18 protein-coding genes are annotated in these 19,914 nt (G+C 67.1%); 17 read left to right on the forward strand and 1 reads right to left on the reverse strand.

Annotated features, from left to right (window positions below; translation table 11 throughout):
• Positions 1 to 253 precede the first annotated feature (253 nt).
• The 13 genes from ACT3S6_RS13575 to ACT3S6_RS13635 all read left to right on the forward strand — a co-directional run bounded on the left by ACT3S6_RS13575 (position 254) and on the right by ACT3S6_RS13635 (position 13,587).
• Complete coding sequence (locus ACT3S6_RS13575) at positions 254 to 721, forward strand: MarR family winged helix-turn-helix transcriptional regulator (protein WP_444555390.1); 468 nt, start codon at positions 254 to 256, stop codon at positions 719 to 721.
• Positions 718 to 1,140, forward strand: coding sequence for an organic hydroperoxide resistance protein (locus tag ACT3S6_RS13580; RefSeq protein ID WP_444555391.1), 423 nt, complete (start codon positions 718 to 720; stop codon positions 1,138 to 1,140). Before ACT3S6_RS13575 ends, ACT3S6_RS13580 begins: the two co-directional genes overlap by 4 nt.
• A 19-nt stretch (positions 1,141 to 1,159) precedes the next feature.
• On the forward strand, positions 1,160 to 1,699 hold the full coding sequence (locus ACT3S6_RS13585; RefSeq protein ID WP_444555392.1) for a hypothetical protein: 540 nt from the start codon (positions 1,160 to 1,162) through the stop codon (positions 1,697 to 1,699).
• Positions 1,700 to 1,750: 51 nt separating this feature from the next.
• On the forward strand, positions 1,751 to 2,980 hold the full coding sequence (dxr, locus tag ACT3S6_RS13590; RefSeq protein ID WP_444555393.1) for a 1-deoxy-D-xylulose-5-phosphate reductoisomerase: 1,230 nt from the start codon (positions 1,751 to 1,753) through the stop codon (positions 2,978 to 2,980).
• Positions 2,974 to 4,344: a M50 family metallopeptidase gene (locus ACT3S6_RS13595; protein WP_444555405.1), complete on the forward strand. Its 1,371-nt coding sequence runs from the start codon at positions 2,974 to 2,976 to the stop codon at positions 4,342 to 4,344. The genes dxr and ACT3S6_RS13595 overlap by 7 nt, the downstream gene beginning before the upstream one ends.
• Positions 4,337 to 5,890 carry a hypothetical protein gene (locus ACT3S6_RS13600; RefSeq protein WP_444555394.1) on the forward strand — a complete coding sequence of 518 codons (1,554 nt, stop codon included), beginning with the start codon at positions 4,337 to 4,339 and terminating at the stop codon, positions 5,888 to 5,890. The genes ACT3S6_RS13595 and ACT3S6_RS13600 overlap by 8 nt, the downstream gene beginning before the upstream one ends.
• Positions 5,891 to 5,931: 41 nt before the next feature.
• Positions 5,932 to 6,222 (forward strand): YciI family protein, encoded by a 291-nt coding sequence (locus ACT3S6_RS13605; RefSeq protein ID WP_444555395.1) that lies wholly within the window; start codon positions 5,932 to 5,934, stop codon positions 6,220 to 6,222.
• Positions 6,223 to 6,302: 80 nt separating this feature from the next.
• Complete coding sequence (ispG, locus tag ACT3S6_RS13610; protein WP_444555406.1) at positions 6,303 to 7,463, forward strand: flavodoxin-dependent (E)-4-hydroxy-3-methylbut-2-enyl-diphosphate synthase; 1,161 nt, start codon at positions 6,303 to 6,305, stop codon at positions 7,461 to 7,463.
• A 100-nt stretch (positions 7,464 to 7,563) separates the two neighbouring features.
• On the forward strand, positions 7,564 to 8,475 hold the full coding sequence (locus ACT3S6_RS13615; protein WP_444555396.1) for a GNAT family N-acetyltransferase: 912 nt from the start codon (positions 7,564 to 7,566) through the stop codon (positions 8,473 to 8,475).
• 104 nt (positions 8,476 to 8,579) lie between these two features.
• Complete coding sequence (locus ACT3S6_RS13620) at positions 8,580 to 9,398, forward strand: hypothetical protein (protein ID WP_444555397.1); 819 nt, start codon at positions 8,580 to 8,582, stop codon at positions 9,396 to 9,398.
• A gap of 121 nt (positions 9,399 to 9,519) precedes the next feature.
• The gene (locus ACT3S6_RS13625; protein WP_444555398.1) at positions 9,520 to 11,319 is read left to right on the forward strand and encodes a proline--tRNA ligase; all 1,800 of its coding nucleotides are present in this window, start codon (positions 9,520 to 9,522) and stop codon (positions 11,317 to 11,319) included.
• Positions 11,320 to 11,330: 11 nt separating this feature from the next.
• The gene (locus ACT3S6_RS13630) at positions 11,331 to 12,155 is read left to right on the forward strand and encodes a sulfite exporter TauE/SafE family protein (RefSeq protein WP_444555399.1); all 825 of its coding nucleotides are present in this window, start codon (positions 11,331 to 11,333) and stop codon (positions 12,153 to 12,155) included.
• A gap of 91 nt (positions 12,156 to 12,246) precedes the next feature.
• Complete coding sequence (locus ACT3S6_RS13635; RefSeq protein WP_444555400.1) at positions 12,247 to 13,587, forward strand: HNH endonuclease; 1,341 nt, start codon at positions 12,247 to 12,249, stop codon at positions 13,585 to 13,587.
• A gap of 20 nt (positions 13,588 to 13,607) precedes the next feature.
• On the opposite strand, the gene ACT3S6_RS13640 is transcribed toward ACT3S6_RS13635, so the two are convergent.
• On the reverse strand, positions 13,608 to 16,118 hold the full coding sequence (locus ACT3S6_RS13640; RefSeq protein ID WP_444555407.1) for an ABC transporter: 2,511 nt from the start codon (positions 16,116 to 16,118) through the stop codon (positions 13,608 to 13,610).
• Positions 16,119 to 16,307: 189 nt separating this feature from the next.
• On the opposite strand from ACT3S6_RS13640, the gene ACT3S6_RS13645 reads away from it, so the two are divergent.
• The 4 genes from ACT3S6_RS13645 to ACT3S6_RS13660 all read left to right on the forward strand — a co-directional run bounded on the left by ACT3S6_RS13645 (position 16,308) and on the right by ACT3S6_RS13660 (position 19,914).
• Entirely contained in the window at positions 16,308 to 18,623 is a 2,316-nt protein-coding gene (locus ACT3S6_RS13645; RefSeq protein WP_444555401.1) for an FdhF/YdeP family oxidoreductase, read from the forward strand.
• A gap of 90 nt (positions 18,624 to 18,713) precedes the next feature.
• A complete protein-coding gene (locus ACT3S6_RS13650) occupies positions 18,714 to 19,052 on the forward strand; it encodes a DUF4190 domain-containing protein (RefSeq protein ID WP_444555402.1) in 339 nt (112 codons plus the stop codon).
• Complete coding sequence (locus ACT3S6_RS13655; protein ID WP_444555403.1) at positions 19,049 to 19,318, forward strand: hypothetical protein; 270 nt, start codon at positions 19,049 to 19,051, stop codon at positions 19,316 to 19,318. The genes ACT3S6_RS13650 and ACT3S6_RS13655 overlap by 4 nt, the downstream gene beginning before the upstream one ends.
• Positions 19,319 to 19,449: 131 nt before the next feature.
• Positions 19,450 to 19,914 (forward strand): GatB/YqeY domain-containing protein, encoded by a 465-nt coding sequence (locus tag ACT3S6_RS13660; protein WP_444555404.1) that lies wholly within the window; start codon positions 19,450 to 19,452, stop codon positions 19,912 to 19,914.

The following is a 19,914-nucleotide window of genomic DNA, read 5'->3' on the forward strand; positions in this document are numbered from 1 at the left end:
TCCAAGACCTCTCGCGCCGGAGGCTCGTACTGGCGGGGCATCACGTCAGTCTGGCATGGCGTGCTGGCTTTGTCTCCCGACGCTTCATCCCACGAGAAGTACTAGGCCGAGTCAACAGGAGCTAACGATTCATCAGCTTGGCCGGCATTCCGAGCGATCGTCTTCGGAAAACGACAGCCGGGCTCAGTGGAACGCTAATGGATGGCAGGTTAGATGAGTTGCCCACAACTAAATTGTGCACTATTCTTAATTTATGCAGATCAACCCGCTGGCTCTCGACGAGCAATTATGCTTCCCGCTCTATTCCAGTGAGAAGACCGTCGTGGCTGCCTACCGCCCGTTGTTGGCGCCGTTGGGCCTGACCTATCCGCAATATCTGGTCATGCTCGCCCTGTGGGAGCAGGACGGTCAACCGGTTTCCACGCTTGGACGGCGGCTCGGTCTCGACTCAGGGACCCTGTCACCGCTGCTGAAGCGGCTGGAAGCCTCCGGCCGCATCCAACGGCATCGCGGCACTGCCGATGAGCGCGTGGTCACGGTCCAGTTGACTTCCGAGGGCGCGGCCCTGCGCGAGGACGCCGTTGGGATTCCAGCACGTCTGTTCGCCCAGCTGGGCCTAGAGGCAGCGGAAGCAGTCGAGCTGCGCCGGCTACTGGCCAAGATCTGTTCCACCGGGCAGGCAACGCCTGCCCGCACCGACAACCCCAAGGATCCATCATGAAGACTCTCTACACCGCTGAAGCACTCGCCACCGGTGGCGGCCGCGACGGGCATGTCACCTCCACCGACAACCGGGTCGACCTCGATCTGGCCATCCCGCAATCCATGGGCGGTTCAGGTGCCGGTGCCAACCCCGAACAACTCTTCGCCGCCGGCTACGCCGCGTGCTTCCACAGTGCACTGCAGATGGTGGCCCGCGAACGCCAGATCGACGTCGATGGGTCCAGCGTCGGCGCCCAGGTCCACCTCGGTGGGCTCGAGTCCGGAGGGTTCGGCCTGGCAGTGACCCTGGAAGTCACCCTGCCCGCTGTGGACGCGACCGTGGCCAGCGAGCTGGCCGAGGCGGCCCACCAGGTGTGCCCCTATTCCAATGCCACCCGAGGCAACATCGAGGTCGACCTCCGCGTCTCCGACGACTGAACACTGGCACACTGTCCCCATGGAGGAGATGGAGCCGGATACCAGCTACACCACGATCGAAGGGGTGCCCTATGTGCGCCTCTTCGTCGAAAATGGGGAGAGCCCGGTCTGGACGTGGGAGCCCGTGGCCTATGACGAACTGGCGCTGCCGGCCGAACTCGAAGCCAGGATGCGTGCCTGGGAAACCGAGTTCACCGACCACGACATCGACACCGCGTCCACCGGGGTCCTGTCTCGACGCCACCGGGCCGAGGGGATCCTGCTGGCCACACAACTGGCCGCCGAACTCGGCTCGCCGTTGGCCGTACACTATGCCCCGGCCTCGCCCGAGGAGGCCGGGGGCTCCGACAGCCTGGGGACCTACCGACCCTCGCTGGCGGACCCCGAGATCTTCCATGTGGACACCTTCCCGGTGCGCCCGGGGGTCACCCGGCGGCTCATCTGGATGCTCCGGCACCCCTTCGAATTCCCCGGTGATGCGGCCGACGCCTCAGGGCTCGACGCCGACTGGAGCGACCTGGACGACGAAGGGGAAGAGGACGACGGCGAGTCCTCCTGACCCGGCCGCCGGGATGTCCACCCCCGCCGCCGAGTGCGCGATACTGGAGGCATGGAGTTTCGCGAACCGCCACATATCAACCCCGCCCCGGATGCCCCCCGGCGCATCGTCCTGCTCGGTTCGACCGGGTCGATCGGCACCCAGGCCATCGACGTCGCCGATGCAGCCCCCGACCGGTTCCGCATCGTCGCGCTCGCCGGCGGCTCCAACCTCGAACTCCTGGCCCGGCAGGCGGTGCACACCCGGGCCGAGGTCGTCGCGCTCGCCGAGGGGGACGTCGATGAGCTCAAGGCGCGCATCCACGCCCATGCCGAGCTTGCCGGACACAGCTCCTACCGCCCCGAACTGCTCACCGGCCCCACGGCGACGGCACGCATCGCCGGCTACCCGGAAGCCGACGTCGTCCTCAACGGCGTCACCGGCTCGATCGGGTTGGCCCCGACGCTGGCGGCCCTGAAGGCGGGACACCTGCTGGCGTTGGCGAATAAGGAATCGCTGATCACCGGTGGCGCCCTGGTGAAGCAGGCCGCCGCGCCGGGCCAGCTGGTTCCGGTGGACTCGGAACATTCGGCTCTGGCCCAGGCCCTGCGTGCCGGCACCACCGCGGAAGTCGCCCGACTGATCGTCACCGCCTCGGGAGGCCCGTTCCGCGGGATGGGCCGGGACGCCCTGGAAGACGTCACCCCCGCCCAGGCGCTGGCCCACCCCACCTGGGAGATGGGCAAGGTTGTGTCCACCAACTCGGCGACCATGGTCAACAAGGCGTTGGAGGTCATCGAAGCCCATCTGCTCTTCGACGTCCCGCTTCAGAAGATCGACGCCGTCGTCCACCCGCAGTCGATCGTGCACTCCATGGTCGAGTTCATCGACGGCTCCACCATCGCCCAGGCCTCTCCGCCGGATATGCGCCTGCCGATCGCCCTGGGCATGGGCTGGCCGGCCCGGGTCCCCGGCGCGGCGGCGGCCTGTGACTTCACCACCGCCTCGACCTGGACCTTCGAACCGCTGGACGAGGAGGCCTTCCCGGCGATCCGCCTGGCCAAGCAGGCAGCGAAGACCTCTGCCACCCATATGGCCGTCTACAACGCGGCGAACGAGGAAGCCGTCGCGGCCTTCCACGCAGGACGCATCCGGTTCCCCGAGATCGTGGACGCCGTCGCCGATGTGGTGGGCAAATACGACGCCGGGGCCATCGTCGGCGATGAACTCAGTGTCCAGTCGGTACTCGTGGCCGAAGCGTGGGCACGAAAGAGCGCCCAGGATCGTTGGGGACAATTGTGACAGTCATCCTCTTCATTGCCGGCGTCCTGATCGTTGCGATCGGTGTTGCCGTGTCCATCGCCCTGCACGAGGTCGGCCACCTGGTCCCGGCCAAGCTCTTCGGCGTGCGTGTGCCGCAGTACATGATCGGCTTCGGCAAGACGATCTTCTCGCGCCGGCGCGGAGAAACCGAATACGGGGTCAAAGCGATCCCTCTGGGCGGCTACATCTCGATGATCGGGATGTTCCCTCCCGCCGAGGCGACAGCGGTGGAGGGCAAGGTCAAGGCCGCCAGCACGGGAATGTTCACCCAGCTGGCCAATGAGACCCGTCAAGCGGCCGCGGAGCAACTGCGCCCCGGGGATGAGCACCGGATGTTCTATAAACTCCCGGTATATAAACGCGTCATCATCATGCTCGGCGGCCCGTTCATGAACCTGGTCATCGCCTTCGTGCTCTTCGCCGTGCTGATCAGCGGTTTCGGCTCCATCCAGCACACCACCAACATCTCAGAGGTCTACCAGTGCGTGGTCAGCCAGGCGGATCAGAAGGCCCGCGGCGGCGACGACGCTGCTGCCAACTGCCAGGCGGGAGATCCTGCGGCACCTGCCTACGAAGCTGGACTGCGCCCCGGGGACCGCATCACCTCTTTCGACGGCCACCAGGTCAAGGAGTGGCAGTGGGACGATCTCTCCGAACTCATCCGGGCCGACGCCGGAAAAACTGTTCCGATTACCTACCTGCGTGACGGATCGGAACATCAGACTACGATCACTCCGCGGTTATCGCAGCAACCTGCCCTGGACATCAACGGGAGGATCAAAACCGACGCCAACGGCAATACCGAACTGGTCAACGTCGGCTTCGTGGGCATGGGCTCCGAAAACGTGCAGATGACGTTGCCATTGTCCGAAGTGCCACCTGCGGTGGGTCAGAACGTGCGGGCCGTCGCCGGCATTGTCGTGGACTTACCGGCTCGGCTGGTTGCCGTCGGTCAGGCGGCGTTCTCCTCGGCCCCACGTGACCCGAACGGGCCGATGTCGGTCGTCGGAGTCGGCCGGATCGCCGGCGAGGTCAGCGCCATGGACGAAATCCCGATCAAGGACCGCATCGCCACGCTCTTCGGTCTGGTCGCCAGCCTGAACGTCGCGCTGTTCGTCTTCAACCTCATTCCATTGCTTCCCCTGGACGGCGGCCATGTGGTCGGCGCCCTCTGGGAAGGCCTGCGCCGTTTCGTCGCCCGCGTCTTCAAACGTCGGGACCCGGGGCCGGTGGACATCGCCAAACTCATGCCCCTGACCTACGTGGTGGGCGTCCTGTTGCTGGGTATGGGTGCGCTGCTGATCTATGCGGATATCGTCAAACCGGTGAATATTTTTGGGTGATCGACGCACCACCGGCACCACGCTGCGCGGGAGCGCCCTCGTCGCGGCCACCCTGGCCCTGGGGCTCCTCGTGGCCGGATGCACCGCGAACGCCCCGGGGAACGACGCCGGAAACACGGCGGCGTCGTCAGGGGCGAACCCCGACCGCGTCGTGTTGGCCGAGCCGGAGCCGGGCATCAGCCACCTGGGTGGGGACACCGGGGATATGGCACTGGAAGCCAGCGAGGCGTTCTTCGCGAAGGCACCCGCCGTCGTCGTCCTCGGAAACGACGACGCCGACTCCTCCACGCGGGCCGCGGGGCGGGCCGGCGAACTCGGCATCCCGGTGCTCATGGCCCCCGAGGGGGCTTCGGAGCAGAAGGACTTCGACGAGGAATTGAAGCGTCTGGGGGCGGGCACCCTCATCGCCTACGGGCCCCTGTCCGAGGCGGTGGCGGGGGACCGGGACGTCGTGGACGGGGAGGACCCGGACGCGGAACCGCCCTCCATCGATGCAGCAGAAAAGGCGACCGACCCCGGGTTCGCGGTCGTTGTCCGGGCGGGGAAGAAGGCAGACCCGGCGGCGGGACCGGCCTTGGCCACCGCCGAAGCCGCGGGGGCGGACCGGGCGAGGATGAAATCACCCGATCCGCGGGCCGACACGAACCGGGAATTCTTCGGTGACCATGCGGGCGCGCAGCTTCTCACGCTCGGAAAGGGGTTCGCCAAACCGGCAGAGTTCTCTGCCCTGGCAGCCACTGCAGCCGGTGGACAGGAACTTCCCGGCGGCGGGCAGCTCGTGTTCCCGGACCGGCGCCTGATCGGGCTCTACGGCTCACCCGGCACCTCCTCCCTGGGCGCCCTGGGGGAGCAGGACCTCGACGGAACGATCAAACGGGCCCGGGAACTGGCCGCCGAATACCAGCCCCATAGCAAGGAAAAGGTCCAGCCCGCCTTCGAGATCATCGCCACGGTCGCCTCCGCAGCCCCCGGTGCGGACGGGAAGTACTCCCGCTACACCCCGGTGGACACCCTGGAACCCTGGGTCAAGGCGGCACAAGAGGCCGGGATCTATGTGGTGCTGGACCTGCAACCCGGACGCAACGACTTCCTGACCCAGGCCAAGCACTACGAGAAGCTGCTGGCCTACCCGAACGTGGGCATCGCCTACGACCCGGAATGGAGGCTGAAGCCCGGGCAACGGCATATGGAACAAATCGGTTCCGTCGACGCCGCGGAACTGAACCGGACCAACGACTGGCTGGCCGCACTGACCCGGAAGAAGGAACTGCCGCAGAAGGTCGTCATTCTCCATCAGTTCCGGCGGAGCATGATCACGGACCGTTCCACGCTGGACACCACCCACCCCGAGTTGGCGATGGTCCTGCATGCCGACGGCCACGGCACCCCGGGGATGAAACTGGCGACCTGGAAGAACCTGCGTCGGGACCTGCCCGACGGCATCAGGATGGCGTGGAAGAACTTCATCGACGAGGACTCCCCGACCTTCACCCCCGAGCAGACCTTCGACCTCGAGCCGAAACCGTGGTTCGTCTCCTACCAGTAGCCGGTCCACCGGCCTGTCGCGGGGAACGTACACTGGTGCCCATGACGATTTTTGCCGTGGAATACGTATACGCAGCTGATTCCGAAGCCGCCCGGGACGAACACCGCCCCGCGCACCGTGCCTTCCTGGGGACCCTGACCGACGGGTTCTCCCTCGTGGCTTCCGGCCCCTACGTGGATGGCTCGGGGGCCCTGTTGCTGATCAAGGCACCCTCCGAGGAGGCCCTCGCCGCGAAGCTCGGCGAAGACCCGTTCAACGCCAACTCCCTGGTCGCGGCACTGCGCCTGACCGAATGGAGCCCCGTGACCGGTGAGCTCTCTCACCACGTCTGATCCACTATCGGGCCCCATTTTCCCCTCGGAAGGGGGATAATGGGGCCTGGATGAACACCCCTGAAAACCCGGAGGATAATTTGACCTCGGTCAGCCTTGGAATGCCAGCCGCCCCACCACCGGTTCTGGCCCCGCGACGGAAAACCCGACAGATCAAGGTCGGGGCCGTCGGTGTTGGTTCGGAATCCCCGATCAGCGTGCAGTCGATGACCACCACGCCGACCACCGACATCAACGCCACGTTGCAGCAGATCGCCGAACTCACGGCCTCGGGCTGCGATATCGTCCGGGTGGCCTGCCCGTCGCCCGATGATGCCGAGGCCCTGCCGATCATCGCCAGGAAGTCACAGATTCCCGTCATCGCGGACATCCACTTCCAGCCGAAGTACGTCTACGCGGCGATCGAAGCCGGCTGCGCGGCAGTGCGCGTGAACCCGGGGAACATCCGCAAATTCGACGACCAGGTCAAGGAGATCGCCCAGGCGGCCAAGGACCACGGCACCTCGATCCGCATCGGCGTCAACGCCGGCTCCCTGCACCCGAGCCTGATGAAGAAGTACGGCAAGGCCACCCCCGAGGCGCTCGTCGAATCAGCGGTCTGGGAGGCGTCCCTGTTCGAGGAACACGACTTCCACGACTTCAAGATCTCCGTCAAGCACAACGACCCGGTCGTCATGGTCCGCGCCTACGAGCTGCTGGCCGAACAGGGCGACTGGCCCCTGCACCTGGGCGTGACCGAAGCCGGTCCGGCCTTCCAGGGCACCATCAAGTCCGCGACGGCCTTCGGCGCACTGCTCTCCCAGGGCATCGGCGACACCATCCGGGTCTCCCTCTCCGCCCCGCCGGTCGAGGAGATCAAGGTCGGGGACCAGATCCTGCAGTCGCTGAACCTGCGTCCCCGCAAGCTCGAAATCGTATCCTGCCCCTCCTGCGGCCGGGCCCAGGTCGATGTGTACAAGCTGGCCGACGAGGTCACGGCCGGGCTCGAGGGCATGGAGTTCCCGCTGCGCGTGGCCGTCATGGGGTGCGTCGTCAACGGACCCGGCGAAGCCCGCGAAGCCGATCTCGGCGTCGCCTCCGGCAACGGCAAGGGACAGATCTTCGTCAAGGGGGAAGTCATCAAGACCGTCCCCGAGGACCAGATCGTGGAGACCCTCATCGAAGAAGCCGGACGCATCGTAGAGGAAATGGAAGCCGCGGGGGATGCCACCGGTGGCGTCCCGAGTGTTTCGGTCTCCTGATCCAAAGCAACACCATGCGGTGTCATCTGGTTCCGCCACGGGCCGGAGTCTGCAAGACTTTGGCATAAGCCGCCACCGCAGGCGCCGGGAAGGGGAAGGAATGTCCAGGATCCTCTCCCGTGCACTCCCATGGTTCCCTCCGGCGAAGCTGCGCTACAGCGGTGGCGAACCCTTCGGGGACACCGTCCGCGTCCTGGCCGACGAGGATACCGCCGCCCTGCGGGGCCTCGTCGCCCGGGACCCGGTGTCCAACATCTTCATGGACGCCCAACTGGCGGCCACCGGTTCCGCGGCACCGACCCCGACGGGGTCCCTGGTGCTGGGACGCTACGACGCCGGTGAACTGAGCGCGGCACTCTGGGTCGGCGCGAACCTGGTCCCCATCCAGGCCGGGCCCGACGACGCACTGGCCTTCGCCACCGCGGTCCTGGGCATGGAACGCCAGGTCTCCTCCATGTTCGGTCCGGCCTCTGCCGTGCTGCCGCTCTGGGACTCGCTGCGGCCCGAATCCCCGCAACGCGCCTTCGATGTCCGGCCCTCCCAACCCTTGATGGTCTTGGACCGGCAGCCGCGGATCCTTCCATCCACCGCCGTCCGGAGATCGACGATGGCCGATTTCGACGCCGTCCTGCCGGCCTGTGCCGCCATGTTCGAAGAGGAACTGGGGTACTCGCCCTTGGGTGCCGGCGCCCCCTTCTACCGTTCCAGGGTTCGTTCGCTGATCCGCCAGGGACATTCCTTCGTGGACCGCCCGGCGGATGGCGGCATCCGCTTCAAGGCCGAACTCGGGACCGTTTCCCCGCACGCCACCCAGATCCAGGGGGTCTGGGTCTCCCCGGAACACCGCGGAGAAGGCATCTCCGGGCCGGCCATGGCCGCGGTGGCGGGATCGGCACTGGCCCTGTCTCCGGTCACGAGCCTGTACGTGAACGACTACAACCTCCCGGCCCTGGCCACCTACCGCCGCGCCGGATTCGAACAGGTCGGGGAATTCGCCACGGTCCTGTTCTGAATCCGCAGTGCTGCGGTCCTGCCTCGCGGGCTCCACGTTCGCTAGGGTGGGGGAGAACATCCGGCACCCACGGGGCCGGTTCCGGCCTGCGAAACGGGGGACCCATGGACGGGGCATCGTCTGCAGCCAGAGGTGGCAGGACCGCCGCAGTGCTTCTGGCCCTGCCATTGGTCCTGAGCGCCTGCACCGGCGGCGATCCGGGGGGACCGTCCGAGGCCGGCGGCAGCGGGTCAGCGGACCCGGCGCCGTCGTCGTCCTCCGCTGCCGCGTCCCCGAGCAGCAGCGAAGCTCCCGCGAGCAGCAGTGCCCTGCCCCCGCTGACGGGCCCGCTGCCGTCCTTCACCGCCGATGAATTGGCCGAGGCGGCCCATGAACTGGCCGAAAACCATCCCGGGGCCCGGGTCCGGACGGCCAAGGAGATCGCCGGACAGACCGAAACCGGGCAGGCCCTGCTCGACGACATGGACATCACCCCCGCCCAATGTGCGCCGTTCATGGACAACCAGGAAGCCACGTTGCCCGCCGGGGCGGTCATCACCTCGGTGACCATCCCCGGGGATACGGTCAACCGGGAAAGCTACGTATCGCTGGCCTCCTACCCCGATCCCGAAGCCGCCGCCGCCGCCGTCTCCCGCACCACGGATCTGGTCAGCCGCTGCGGGACCTTCGACCTGCATCTGGGCGACACCGACGCGACCGCCACGGTGGACCGGGAGAAGACGACGACGGATGCCGAAGCCACCGTGGGCTACCGTATGGATGTCGCCGCCGGGGAACAGGGGGTGGCCAGCTACACCGTTTCCGGCAGCGATGGAGCCGTGGTGGTCTCGGCCACCACGCGCGACGAGCAGGAGGAAGACATCGTTCCCGAGGATGTGGCCGAGCAGCTCGATGAGGCGCTGGAAGCATTGCGAACGCAATGACGCGGCCCGCGGGCCCTACGCTGTTCGGCCCTTCGTCGGGCAGCGGGTAAATTGGAAGCGTCCCGACCCGGACATCAACCCACACGACCAGCGGCCCAGCCCGCGGAAACGGACAGCAAGCGTGGTCCTGCGACTTTCCACCATGTTCCTGCGCACCCTGCGCGAAGACCCGGTTGACGCCGAGGTCGCCAGCCATAAGCTGCTGGTGCGGGCCGGCTACATCCGCCGCGCCGCCCCCGGCATCTACAGCTGGCTCCCGTTGGGCCTGCGCGTCCTGGCGAAGGTCGAGGCGATCGTCCGTGAGGAAATGAACGCCATCGGCGGCCAGGAAGTCCACTTCCCGGCCCTGCTGCCGCGCGAACCCTACGAGGCCACCGGCCGCTGGACCGAATACGGCGACGCCCTCTTCCGGCTCCAGGACCGCAAGGGCGCCGACTACCTGCTGGCACCGACCCACGAGGAGATGTTCACGCTCCTGGTGAAGGACCTCTACAACTCCTATAAGGACCTGCCGGTCTACCTCTACCAGATCCAGAACAAGTACCGGGACGAGGCCCGCCCCCGCGCCGGCCTGCTCCGCGGCCGCGAATTCATCATGAAGGACTCCTACTCCTTCGACATCGACGACGTCGGTCTGGACACCGCCTACGCCAAGCACCGCGAGGCCTACCTGAAGATCTTCTCCCGCCTGGGCCTGGAGATCCTGCCGGTCAAGGCCACCGCCGGGGCCATGGGTGGTTCCAAATCCGAGGAGTTCCTGCACCCGACCCCGGTCGGGGAAGACACGTTCGTGCGTTCGGCCGGCGGCTATGCGGCCAACGTGGAGGCCGTGACCACCGTCGTGCCCGAAGACATCGACTACTCCACGCTGCCGGCGTGCCAGATCAAGGACACCCCCGACACCCCGACCATCGACACGCTGGTGGCCGTCGCCAACGAGGTGGCCCCCCGGGACGCCGGCGAGTGGACCGCAGCGGATACGCTCAAGAACGTCGTCATCGCCGCGAAAATGCCCACCGGGGAGCGCCGGCTGGTCGTCATCGGCCTGCCGGGGGACCGGGCGGTGGACCTCAAGCGCGTCGAGGCCAATATCGCCGGCCACCTGGAGATCGGCGGCGAAGTGGAGATCGAGGCAGCCACCGAGGACGACCTGAAGAAGAACCCGTCGCTGGTCAAGGGCTACATAGGTCCCGGCAACGGACTCGATCATGCGGTGCTGGGCACCGAGGCGGCCAGCGGGGTCCTCTACCTGGTGGACCCGCGCGTCGTTTCCGGTACCTCCTGGATCACCGGTGCCAACGAACCCGGACGCCACGTCTTCGGCCTGGTCGCCGGTCGCGACTTCGGTTGGGACGGCACCATCGAATGCGTGGAGGTCCGCGAGGGCGACCCCGCCCCCGATGGCTCCGGGCCGCTGCGCACCGCACGAGGCATCGAAATGGGTCATATCTTCCAGCTGGGCCGCAAATACGCCGAATCACTGGAACTGAAGGTCCTGGACCAGAACGGCAAGCTCGTCACGGTCACGATGGGCTCCTACGGGGTCGGGGTCACGCGAGCCGTGGCCGCGTTGGCCGAAACCAACCACGACGACCGTGGGCTGATGTGGCCGCGCAACGTCGCCCCCGCCGACGTACACCTCATGGTGACCGGCAAGGGCGCCGAGCTCTTTGCCGAAGCCGAACGCATCGCCGCAGCGCTCGACGCCCAGGGCATCGACGTCATCTTCGACGACCGCCCGAAGGTCTCCGCCGGGGTGAAGTTCGGTGATGCCGAACTGGTCGGGGTCCCCACCATCGCCGTCGTGGGCCGTGGCCTGGCTGAAGGTCTGGTGGAAGTCAAGGACCGGGCCTCCGGGACCGCCGAGAACATCCCGGTGGCCGATGTGGTGGGCCACCTCGTCGACGCCGTTCGCGGCTAGGCGGTCACCCGGTGGACTGGGCGTCCCTGCTGGAGGGCTCCGGGCTGGTGGACCTCCAGCTGGGCACCGTGTTGCTGGTGCTCGTCGCGGGTCTGGCTGCCGGCTGGATCGATGCCGTCGTCGGTGGCGGGGGACTGCTCCAGTTGCCGGCCTTGTTGCTGGTCCCCGGCATCACGCCCGTCCAGGCGCTGGCCACCAATAAGCTCGGCTCGGTGTTCGGCACGACGACCAGTGCCATCACCTACTACCGCCGGGCCAACCCCGACCTGAAGACCGCATTGCAGATGGCCGGCATCGCCCTGATCGGCAGCTTCGGCGGCGCGATCGTGGCCACCCTGTTGCCCGCGGCGGTCTTCAAGCCGATCATCGTCGCCGCGTTGGTCGCCGTGGCGATCTTCACCGCCGTCAGACCCACGGTCGGGGAGCTGACGACCCTGCGCCATACCGGTCGCCGGCACTATGCGGTGGCGGCGGTCATCGGCCTGGTCATCGGGTTCTACGACGGGCTCATCGGCCCCGGGACCGGATCATTCCTGATCATCGCGATGGTCGTCTTCCTCGGATACAACTTCCTGGCCTCCAGCGCCAAGGCCAAGATCGTGAACATGGCCACCAACCTGGGGGCGCTGGCCTTCTTCCTGCCCACCGGGCACCTGCTCTGGGGGCTGGGGCTCGTGTTGGGGCTGGCCAACATGGTGGGCGGCTATCTGGGGGCGCGGATGGCCGTGAGCAAGGGCAGCAGGTTCATCCGCATCGTCTTCCTCGTGGTCGTGACGGTGCTGATCCTGAGGTTGGGCTACGACGTCGTCCAGGAGAACATCCTGCACCGCCAGTAGTTCGGCAGGGGGTTTCTTGGGTGATCCACGGGCCCCTCACAGGGTTGGTTTCCCGGGCTTTCCGTGGGATGCCTTCGATAGAATCGAAGACATGTTCGAATCACCAAGGACCCCGAACACCCCGACGGCAGGACCTGCCCCCGGGGTGCTGACCTCGCTGTTGGACCTGTTGCCCACCATGGACACCGCCGGCCTGGACGAGGCCGACCTCATCGACGTCCTGGCCACCGCCGAAGCAGCGAAGAACGCCCTGTCCGGCCTCCAGGCCCGGGCAGCGGTGGCCCTGGACGCGGCCGTGCGCACCCGCCACCTGGCCGAAGGCCTCCCGGCGGAGAAGGCCGGGGCCGGGGTCCACACCCAGGTCGCGTTGGCCCGGTCCGAATCCCCGCATGCCGGGCACCGGCTGGTGGGGATGGCCCAGGCCGTGGTGAACGAGATGCCCCATGCCCACCACTCCCTGGCCACCGGCCGACTCAGTGAATGGCGGGCCACCCTGCTGGTGCAGGAAACCGCCTGCCTGGACGCGGAGCAACGCCGTCAGGTCGATGAACAACTGTTGGCCGACCCTTCAGTACTTGAAGGCGTCGGGACCCGGGCCTTGGTGGCCCGGGCCAGGAAATTAGCCTACGCGGCCTCACCGTCGGCGGTGGTGGACCGGGCCCGCCGGGCGGTGAAGGACCGCAGGGTCTCCCTGCGACCTGCCCCTGACACCATGTCGATCTTGTCCGGGTTGTTGCCGGTGGCCCAGGGCGTTTCGGTGCTCAAGGCCCTCACGATGGAAGCTGACCGGTTGGTGGGTATCGGTGATGGCCGCTCCCGCGGGCAGATCATGGCCGACACCCTGGTCGAGCGTCTGACCGGTCGGGCCAGCGCGGCTGCGGTGCCGGTGGCGATCCAGTTGGTCATGACCGACCGGACGTTATTCCAGGGTGATGGCGAACCGGCGTTCCTTCCCGGGTACGGGGTCATCCCGGCCCAAGTGGCTAGGGATCTGATCCGCCGGGCCGGTGGCCTTCGTACCCCCGGGACCAGTACCGGCGGGGCTGATGATCTTCCCGCCCCACAGCAGTTGGCGTGGCTCCGGCGGCTGTATACGGCCCCGGAGACCGGGGAGCTGGTCGCGATGGACTCGCGTACGCGGATCTTTCCTGCGGGGTTGGCTCGTTTCATCGAGACCCGCGACCAGTGTTGCCGTAGCCCGTGGTGTGATGCCCCGGTCCGTCACCACGACCACGTGCTGGGGTGGGCTGCCGGGGGCAGGACCACCGCAGCGAATTCCGCGGGCCTGTGTGCTGAGTGCAATTACAGCAAGGAAGCGCCCGGGTGGAGGACCGAAACCGTGACCGGGGCCCGGCATACCACGGTGGTCACCACTCCGACCGGCCACCACTACCGGTCCCAGGCACCACCGCTGCCCGGAGACACCAGCTGAGACCCACCGGCCAGCAAGGCCTACAGGTCCAGTTGGGCCCGCAGATAGGGTGCCGTCCGGCTGCCCGGCGTCGCCGCGACGTCGGCGGGGGTGCCTTCGGCCATGATCTTCCCGCCGGCATCACCGCCGGAGGGACCCAGGTCGATCACCCAATCGGCGGCGGCCACCACATCCATCTCGTGTTCGACCACGACCACCGTGTTCCCGGCGTCGACCAACCGGTTCAGTTGGGCCAACAGCAGCTGTACGTCGGCCGGATGCAGTCCCGTCGTCGGCTCGTCGAGCAGGTAGAGCGTATGGCCGCGGCGGGCCCGCTGGAGTTCGGTGGCCAGCTTGATCCGCTGCGCCTCCCCGCCGGAGAGTTCGGTGGCCGGTTGCCCCAGCCGCAGATAGCCGAGCCCGACCTGCACCAGGGTCTCCAGGCTGCGCCCGGCAACGGGGACCTCCGCCAGGACGTCGGTGGCTTCATCGACACTGAGGGCGAGGATCTCGGCGATGTTCAACCCGCGATAGGTCACCTCGAGCGTCTCGGGGTTGTAGCGGGTTCCGTGGCATACCGGGCAGGGGCCGTAGCTTCCGGGCAGGAACAGCAGTTCGACGGCGATGTACCCCTCGCCCAGGCAGTTCTCACACCGGCCGCCGGCCACGTTGAAGGAGAACCGTCCGGCCCCGTAGCCGCGGCTCCGGGCCAACTCGGTGGCGGCAAACGTCTTGCGGACTGCGTCGAAGAGGCCGGTATAGGTGGCCAGGTTCGATCGAGGGGTCCGTCCGATGGGCTTCTGGTCGACCTTGACCAGCCGTCCGATGCGCTCGGCCCCCAGGATGGCCTTCACATGCAGCGTCTCCTCATCGGCCCCGGCGGCGCCATCGTCGTCGGCCGGTTCCACGGCGGGGGTCCGGACCAGTTCACCGACCGCATCGGCGAGCACCCGGCTGACCAGCGTCGATTTACCCGACCCCGAGACACCGGTGACCGCGGTGAGCACCCCCAACGGGATGCGCACATCCAGGTCCACCAGGTTGTGCAGCCCCACCCCCTGCAGTTCCAGTTCCCCTTCGGGCCTCCTCCCGGCGGAACCCCGACGGGGCCGGTCCTCCGCGTCGAAGAGGAAGGACCTGGTGATCGAGCCCTTCACCGCTTTCAGCCCGTCGACCGGCCCGGAGTAGAGCACCTCTCCCCCGCCTTCACCGGCCCGTGGACCGACGTCGACGATCCACCCGGCCCGGCGGACCACATCCATGTTGTGTTCGACGACGAACACCGAGTTGCCTCCGGCCTTCAGTTCTTCCAACACGGCCAGCAACGGTTCGGCATCGGCGGGATGCAGTCCTGCGGAGGGTTCGTCCAGGACGTAGACCACCCCGAACAGTCCGGAGCGCAGTTGGGTGGCGATCCGCAGCCGCTGCATCTCCCCCGGGGACAGTGTGGTGGTCCCGCGGTAAAGGCTCAGGTAGCCGAGCCCGAGCCCGATCAACACGTCGAGCCGCTCGACCAGATCGGCGGCAACCGTTGCGGCGACCTCACTGTGCTCGCCCGAGGACCCCGAGGACGGGGCCGCGGTGGATTCGTAATCCTCCTCGGTCAGCCCGGCCGTGGGTTGGAGTAGCTGGGCCAGCTCTCCAAGCGGGAGCCGGTTGATCTGGGAGATCGACCGGCCGGCGAAGGTGACGGCGAGCGCCTCGGCGGTCAGACCGGTCCCGCCGCAGGCACGGCACGGCCCGGAGACCATGAACCCCAGGACCTTCTCCCGCATGGTCGCCGATTTGGATTCGGCCAGCGTGTGCATCACATGGGACTTCGCGCTCCAGAAGCGGCCCTTATAGGGTTTGGCGATGCGGTCGCGTTCCGGGGTGACATGGACGACGGGTTGTTCATCGGTGAACAGCAGCCAGTCCCGGTCCTGCTGCGGCAGCATATGCCAGGGGGAGTCGACGTCGTACCCGAGTTCGGTGGCCACGTCCCGCAGGTTCTTTGCCTGCCAGGCCCCCGGCCAGGCGGCAATGGCCCCCTCGCGGATGGTCAGCGACGGATCCGGGACCAGGGTCTCCTCGGTGACGGTATGGGAGACACCCAACCCGTGGCACTCCGGGCAGGCGCCGACGGCGGTATTGGGTGAGAAGGCGTCGGAATCCAGCCGGGTGGCACCCTGGGGGTAGCTGCCGGCCCGCGAAAAGAGCATGCGCAGCGAGTTCGACAACGTGGTCAGGGTCCCGACGCTCGAGCGTGAGCTCGGCGAGCCACGCCGCTGCTGCAGGGCGACGGCCGGGGGCAGCCCGGTGATCGATTCGACCTTCGGGGTGTTGCCTTGCTGGATGAGCCGGCGGGCATAGGGGGCCACCGACTCGAGGAAACGGCGCTGCGCCTCGGCGAAGATCGTGCCGAAGGCCAGCGAGGATTTCCCCGAACCGGAGACCCCGGTGAACGCGACGATGCTGTCCCGCGGGACATCCACGTCCACTTCGGCCAGGTTGTTCTCCCGGGCCCCGCGGACCCTGACGAAACCATCAGAAACACTCCGGCCGGGAACCATCTGCGGCCCGGCATCCGCCTTGGATTCACTCACCCGTCGAGCCTAACAACTGAGCGCCCTTCCACCGGTAGATGACGACGTCAAATGGGTCATGACCCCTTGCGAAGCGCGGGCCCCACTGGTAGTCCTGAGGGTGTCAGCCCACGACGGCGGACGCCGTCCCATGGGTCGCGGAAAGGTGGGTCCATCGTGGCCAAGCATGGCGAGGAAGCACACGAGCCGACGGCATCCGAACTGGAGGTCGACGACGGGCCGAAGGATTGGGCGGCAGGGGTCCCCGGCGTCACGCATTCCATGGGTCCTGCCTTGGCGCAGATGGGGCCGACGCGGACCGCCAAGACCGTCATGAAGCTGAACCAGAAGGACGGTTTCGACTGCCCCAGTTGCGCCTGGCCGGACCCGCACCATCGCAAGACCTTCGAATTCTGCGAGAACGGGGCCAAGGCCGTCACCTGGGAGGCCACCCCGATCCTCATCGACTCCGCCTTCTGGGCCGAGCATTCGGTCACCGAACTACGCTCCCGCACCGAATACTGGTTGGGACAGCAGGGCCGGCTGACCGAGCCGGTCTACAAGCCTGCCGGCGAGGACCACTACCGCCCGATCTCCTGGTCCGGGGCCATCGACCTGTTGGCGACCGAACTGAAGTCCCTGGACTCCCCCGACGAGGCGGTGTTCTACACCAGTGGGCGCACCTCCAACGAGGCGGCCTTCGCCTACCAGCTCTTCGCCCGCGGTTTCGGAACCAACAACCTGCCGGATTGTTCGAACATGTGCCACGAATCCTCCGGGTGGGCCATGGGCGAGAGCATCGGCGTCGGCAAGGCGACCGTGGCCTTCGAGGACTTCGAACGCGCGGACCTGATCATCATCATGGGCCAGAATCCGGGGACCAACCACCCCCGCATGCTCACCGAATTGGAGAACTGCAAACTCAACGGCGGTCACATCGTGGCCATCAACCCGCTGCCCGAAGCGGGGCTGCGCCGGTATAAGAATCCGCAGAAGGTCCGTGGCATCGTCGGCCGGGGCACCGACATCGCCGACCAGTTCCTGCAGATCCGCCTCAGCGGGGACATGGCCCTGATGCAGGCGGTCTCCAAACGGGTCCTTGACGCCGAGGCTGCCCACCCCGGCACCGTGCTGGACCATGACTTCCTGGACCAGCATTGCCAGGGGCTGGAGGAGCTGCGAGAACACCTGGCCGGGCTGGATGAGGAAACGGTGCTGGAGGCCACCGGCCTGGAATCGGCGGAGATCGACGAACTGGCCCACCGGTACATGGCGGCGGAGAACGTCATCATCACCTGGGCCATGGGGATCACCCAGCAGAAGAAGGGGGTCGACACGATCAAGGAGATCATGAACCTCCTGTTGCTGCGCGGGAACATCGGCAAACCCGGCGCCGGGGCCTCCCCGATCCGGGGCCACTCCAACGTCCAGGGCGACCGCACCATGGGCATCTGGGAGCAGATGCCCGACTCGTTCATGGATGCCGTGGCCCGCGAGTTCAGTTTTGATCCTCCCCGCCACCACGGTTTCGACTCGGTCCAGACCTTCGAGGCGATGCAGCAGGGCAAGGTCAAGGTCTTCGTCGCCCTCGGCGGAAACCTGGTCTCGGCGGTCTCGGACACCGGGGTGGCCGAAGCCGGCATGGCCGGCACCGACCTGACCGTGCAGATCTCCACGAAGCTCAACCGCTCCCACACCGTCACCGGTGCCGCTGCCCTGATCCTGCCGACCATGGGCCGCACCGAAATCGACATCCAGGAGTCCGGGGAACAGTTCGTCTCCGTCGAGGACACCGTTTGCGCGGTGCACCCCTCCTGGGGCAACGTCGAACCGGTCTCGCATCAGCTGCTCTCCGAAACGGCGATCGTCAGCCGGCTCGCCCACGCGGTCCTGGGCGAGCGGATCGACGCCGACTGGGTCGGGTTCGAGAAGAACTACGACCTCATCCGCGAGCACATCTCCCGCGTGGTCCCCGGCTGCGAGAACTACAACCAGCGGATCCGGCGCGAGGGCGGGTTCATCCTCGCCCACGGCCCGCGAGACACCCGCACCTTCCCGACCCCCACCGGCAAGGCCATGCTCACGGTCAACGAGCTGGAATACCTGTCCCGTCCCACCGGCACGCTGATCCTTCAGACGCTTCGCTCCCACGACCAGTTCAACACCACCATCTACTCCAACAACGACCGCTACCGCGGAGTCCGCAAGGGCCGTCAGGTGGTCTTCGTGAACGCGACCGATCTGGCCCAGCTGGGTTTGAAGGACGGGGACCATGCCGATGTCCACGGGGTGCACGACGACGGGGTGTCCCGGGTCATGCGCGGTTGCCGGTTGATCGAATACCCGACGACCCCGGGCTGCGTGGCCGCCTACTATCCGGAGGCCAATGTGTTGGTCCCGCTGTCCCTGGTGGCAGAAGCCAGCAACACCCCGGTCTCCAAGGCGGTCCTTGTCCGGCTAGAGAAGGTGGACGCCGAGGTACCGGTGGGCTAGCGGTACCCACCCGCCACGCATTGGTGCCCGCCGGAGACCTGACCTACCGTAGGGACCGGCATGCCAGCACCAAGCATCGATGGAGGACCCATGTCCCAGCCGGGGCCGTACCCGCAGCAGTACCCAGGCCAGAACCCCTACCAGCCCCATGGCCAGTACCAGGCTCCCCCGCCACGGGGCATGAGCATTGCCTCCATGGTGCTGGGAATCGTTTCGATCTTCGCCGGTTTCACCTTCGTCGTACCGATCGTCGGCCTGGTGCTGGGCATCATCGGGCTCCAACGCGAGCCGGCGGGCAAGGGCATGGCCATCGCCGGTCTCATCCTCAACGGCCTGATGCTGCTGGGCTGGCTGCTGCTCATCGCCGCCATCATCTTCCTCGGCGGGATCTTCGCCACCATGGACTACTCCTCCACCATGAACACGTGATCCGCCGTTCCGCCGCGCTGATCTCCAGCGGACTCCTGCTGGCCTTGGTCCTGGGACCGCTGACGGTCCTGGTCTCGGCCGTATCGGGCGTGACGAGCATGGCCGGCAGCTTCTACGGCATCACCGACGGACCGGGAACCGGCGCCCTGGTCGTGCTCTGCCTCGGTGGCCTGCTGGTCCTGGCCGGTTGGATCATCGCGATCATCGGTTTCCACCGTCTGGCCGGCACGGTCGATGCCCTGGGCCGGCACCATTTCGGCCCGTAGCCCCCGGCCCCGACCCTCGAGGCACCAGCACCCCGTTGAGTCCTGCCGCGTCGTCATGCGGCCCCCGGTTCCCCGATGCGCGATAATGGTCGAAGCATCCGCTTCGGCAAACCGCCACGAAAGGCCGCCCCATGAGCACGCTGAAGGAACAACTCCGCCTCGATATGACCGCACACATGAAGTCCGGCGACAAGCTGGAACTGATGACGTTGCGCAACGTCCTGGGCGAAATCAACACCCGCGAAAAGGGTGGCAAGACCCCGATGGAGATGGACGACCAGCAGGTCACGGCCCTGCTACAGAAGGAAGCATCCCGCCGGCGCGAGACCGCCGGGACCTATACGGAAGCCGGCCAGCCCGACCGGGCCGAGAAGGAAATCGCCGAAGCAACGTTCATCGAGTCCTATCTGCCGGCACCGCTGACCCGGGACGACGTCGTCGCCATCGTGGATCGGGCCATTGCCGATCAGAGCGTCGACGGGGTGAAGCCGGGGATGCGCCAGATGGGCCAGATCATGAAGACGGTGTCCGCGGAAGTCGCCGGACGCTTCGACGGCAAGACCACCAGCACCCTGGTCAAGGAGCGGCTGGCCTAG

It is taken from the genome of Arthrobacter sp. AOP36-C1-22, assembly GCF_052377515.1.
Classification (GTDB): Bacteria; Actinomycetota; Actinomycetes; order Actinomycetales; family Micrococcaceae; genus Arthrobacter_H.

Excerpts from the sequence above, each read along its gene's own strand:
- dxr (WP_444555393.1), top strand. The coding sequence starts at position 1,751 with ATGGAGTTTCGCGAACCGCCACATATCAACCCCGCCCCGGATGCCCCC.
- ACT3S6_RS13615 (WP_444555396.1), top strand. The coding sequence starts at position 7,564 with ATGTCCAGGATCCTCTCCCGTGCACTCCCATGGTTCCCTCCGGCGAAG.
- ACT3S6_RS13660 (WP_444555404.1), top strand. The coding sequence starts at position 19,450 with ATGAGCACGCTGAAGGAACAACTCCGCCTCGATATGACCGCACACATG.
- ACT3S6_RS13575 (WP_444555390.1), top strand. The coding sequence starts at position 254 with ATGCAGATCAACCCGCTGGCTCTCGACGAGCAATTATGCTTCCCGCTC.
- ACT3S6_RS13635 (WP_444555400.1), top strand. The coding sequence starts at position 12,247 with ATGTTCGAATCACCAAGGACCCCGAACACCCCGACGGCAGGACCTGCC.
- ACT3S6_RS13640 (WP_444555407.1), bottom strand. The coding sequence starts at position 16,118 with ATGGTTCCCGGCCGGAGTGTTTCTGATGGTTTCGTCAGGGTCCGCGGG.
- ACT3S6_RS13580 (WP_444555391.1), top strand. The coding sequence starts at position 718 with ATGAAGACTCTCTACACCGCTGAAGCACTCGCCACCGGTGGCGGCCGC.
- ACT3S6_RS13620 (WP_444555397.1), top strand. The coding sequence starts at position 8,580 with ATGGACGGGGCATCGTCTGCAGCCAGAGGTGGCAGGACCGCCGCAGTG.
- ACT3S6_RS13605 (WP_444555395.1), top strand. The coding sequence starts at position 5,932 with ATGACGATTTTTGCCGTGGAATACGTATACGCAGCTGATTCCGAAGCC.
- ACT3S6_RS13650 (WP_444555402.1), top strand. The coding sequence starts at position 18,714 with ATGTCCCAGCCGGGGCCGTACCCGCAGCAGTACCCAGGCCAGAACCCC.
- ACT3S6_RS13585 (WP_444555392.1), top strand. The coding sequence starts at position 1,160 with ATGGAGGAGATGGAGCCGGATACCAGCTACACCACGATCGAAGGGGTG.